The 1,483-nt window shown below is 69.1% G+C and carries 1 protein-coding gene; it reads right to left on the bottom strand.

Annotation, left to right across the window (positions count from 1 at the left end):
- Positions 1-1,483 (bottom strand): copper-translocating P-type ATPase (locus KVS69_RS18205; RefSeq protein ID WP_217539407.1); only part of this gene is annotated, 1,483 nt, incomplete at both ends.

The raw sequence follows: 1,483 nt of genomic DNA, 5'->3' as shown, positions 1-1,483 counted from the left end.
TTCATGTTGGCCCCGGTGGCCTGAGAGATCTTCCGGGCGCGCAGGATGCCGCGCAGGTCGCCCTTGACCAGGGTGATCTGCGCGCTCGACATCGCGACGTCGGTGCCAGTACCCATGGCAATGCCGACGTCGGCGGCGGCCAGCGCCGGCGCGTCGTTGATGCCGTCGCCCGCCATCGCCACCCGCCGGCCTTCGCGCTTGAGGCGCTGCACCAGTTCGGCCTTGTCCTCGGGGCGGACCTCGCCATGCACTTCGTCCAGGCCCAACTCTGTGGCCACAGCCCGTGCGGTGGTGAGCCCGTCGCCGGTGGCCATGATGATGCGCAGCCGGGCGGCGTGCAGCTCATTGATGGCGGCCGCGGCCGACGCCTTGATCGGGTCTGCGACCGCGATCAGACCCGCCAGGCGACCGTCCACGGCGAGGAACATGGCGCTCGCACCCTCGCGGCGCAGACGCTCGGCGACGTCGACATGCGCACCGGGATCGGCGCCCAGATCATCCATGAGGGCGGTATTGCCCAGCGCAAGCGCGCGACCGGCGACGGTTCCGCGCACACCCATGCCGGTCACCGAGTCGAAGTCCTCCACGCGGTCGAACTCGAAGTTCCGGCGTCGGGCCTCGGCCACGATGGCATCGGCCAGCGGATGCTCGCTGCCCTGGTCCAGGCTGGCCGCCAGGTGCAGCACCTGGTCGGCGTCGAAGCCCTCGAAGGCCACGACTTCCTTGAACGCGGGGCGTCCTTCGGTGAGGGTGCCGGTCTTGTCGACGATGAGGGTATCGATGCGGCGCATGTGCTCGATGGCCTCGGCATCGCGGAACAACACGCCCACCTGTGCCGCCTTGCCGGTGGCGACCATGATCGACATCGGCGTGGCCAGACCCAGCGCGCAGGGGCAGGCGATGATCAACACCGAAACCGCGTTCAGGATGGCAAAGGTCCAGGCCGGCTCCGGGCCGAAGAAGCCCCAGATGAAGAAGGTGGCCACCGCGATCGCCAGGACCGCGAGCACGAACCAGTAGGCGACGGTATCGGCCATCCGCTGCATCGGCGCGCGAGCGCGCTGCGCCTGCGCGACCAGCTGCACGATCTGCGACAGCACAGTGTCGGAACCCACCTTGGCGGCGCGGATCACCAGCGCGCCGGTGCCGTTCTGGGTCGCGCCGATGACCTGATCGCCAGTGGTTTTCTCGACCGGGATCGGCTCGCCGGTGAGCACCGACTCGTCGACCCTGGAGCGGCCTTCCACCACTTCGCCATCCACCGGCAACTTTTCGCCGGGTCGCACGCGCAGGTGGTCGCCGACATGCACGTGGGTTAGCGGGATGTCTTCCTCGGTGCCGTCGGCATTGACCCGCCGGGCTTCCTTGGGCGCCAGGCCAAGCAGGCCCCTGCTTGCCGCGGACGTTTTCGAGCGCGCTCGTAGCTCCAGCATCTGGCCGCGGAGCGTCAGCGGCACGATCAACGCCGCCGCCTCGGAATACA

This window comes from Stenotrophomonas sp. GbtcB23 (assembly GCF_019091045.1).
Taxonomy (GTDB): domain Bacteria; phylum Pseudomonadota; class Gammaproteobacteria; order Xanthomonadales; family Xanthomonadaceae; genus Stenotrophomonas; species Stenotrophomonas rhizophila_A.
Note: the sequence above shows the minus strand (reverse complement) of the source record. Positions and strands in the feature narration are given on the sequence as shown.